General features: G+C 70.3%; 1 protein-coding gene. It reads left to right on the forward strand.

Translation table 11 applies throughout. The features are described 5' to 3' along the window. Window positions 1-1723: condensation domain-containing protein (locus AC5Y6X_RS24310; RefSeq protein WP_499989697.1), on the forward strand; the 1723-nt coding region annotated here is incomplete at both ends.

Below are 1723 nucleotides of genomic sequence, written 5' to 3' on the forward strand. Positions count from 1 at the left end.
TCAGTGCACCGCTGACGGCGGGCTCAGGAATACCGCCGATCGGTTTGCCGGTTCCGGGTGCGGCGTTGTTCGTGTTGGACGGGTGGCTGCGCCCGGTGCCGGCGGGTGTGGTGGGCGAGTTGTATGTGGCCGGCCGCGGGGTGGGCGTGGGGTATGTGCGCCGGCCGGGGTTGACCGCGTCGCGGTTTGTGGCGTGCCCGTTCGGGGCGCCGGGAGCGCGCATGTATCGCAGCGGGGACCTGGTGCGCTGGGGTTCCGATGGGCAGTTGCGCTATCTGGGGCGTGCCGATGAGCAGGTCAAGATCCGTGGGTATCGCATCGAGCTGGGTGAGATCCAAAGCGCCCTAGCCGAACTGGACGGGGTCCAGCAGGCGGCGGTGATCGTGCGCGAGGACCGCCCGGGCGACAAGCGCCTGGTCGGCTATGTCATCGGCACCGCGGAGCCCACTGAGATCCGCGCCCGGCTCGCCGAGCGGCTGCCGGCCTACATGGTGCCGGCGGCGGTGGTGGTTGTAGAGGCGCTGCCGTTGACGGTCAACGGCAAACTCGATAAACGCGCCCTGCCCGCACCCGACTACGCCGATGGCGGTCACTACCGCGCTCCGGCGGGCCCGGTGCAGGAGATCCTGGCCGGCATCTATGCGCGGGTCCTGGGGGTTGAGCGGGTCGGTGTGGATGACTCGTTCTTCGACCTGGGCGGGGACAGCATTTCGGCGATGCGCCTGATCGCCGCGGTCAACGCGGGCTTGGAGACCGGTCTTTCGGTGCGCACCTTGTTCGATGCGCCCACGATCGCCCGGTTGGCGCCGCGCATCGGTGAGGATGCGGGTCGGTGTGAGCCGCTGGTGGCCGGCGCGCGGCCGGCGCGGGTTCCGTTGTCGTTCGCCCAATCCCGGTTGTGGTTCCTGGATCAGTTGCATGGGCCGTCACCGGTGTACAACATGGTGGTGGCGCTGCGGCTGCGCGGGCACCTTGATGCCGGCGCACTGGGTGCGGCGCTGGCCGATGTGGTGGCCCGCCATGAGAGCTTGCGCACAGTGTTTCCGGCGCCCGATGGGACACCGCAGCAGCTGGTGCTGCCCGCCGAGCGAGCCGATGTGGGTTGGGATGTCGTCGACGCCACCGCATGGTCGCCGGCCCGGCTGGCCGAGGCGGTCGAGGGTGCGGCGCGGCACTGCTTTGAGCTGGCGGTCGAGATCCCGTTGCGCGCCACACTGTTCCGTGTCGGCGACGAGGAGCATGTGCTGGTGGGCGTGGTGCACCATATCGCCGCCGACGGCTGGTCGATCACCCCGCTGACACGCGATTTGGGTGTGGCGTATGCGGCCCGGTGTGCGGGGCGCACCCCGGGCTGGCCCGAATTGCCGGTGCAGTATGTCGATTACACACTGTGGCAGCGCGCGCAGTTCGGCGAGTTGGACGATGGCCACAGCCGCATCGCCGCGCAGCTGGCCTACTGGCAGGACGCGCTGGCGGGGATGCCCGAGCGCCTGCAGCTGCCCACCGATCGGCCCTATCCGCCGGTGGCCGATCAGCGCGGGGCCAGCGCGACCGTCGACTGGCCGGCGGACTTGCAGCAGCGGGTGCGTGCGCTGGCCCGCGCGCACAACGCCACCAGCTTCATGGTGATCCAGGCGGGCTTGGCGGTGCTGTTGTCGCGGCTCAGCGCCAGTTCGGATGTGGCGGTGGGATTCCCGATCGCCGGGCGCAACGACCCCGCGCT

The sequence above is a fragment of the Mycobacterium sp. NGS26 genome, from assembly GCF_059813025.1.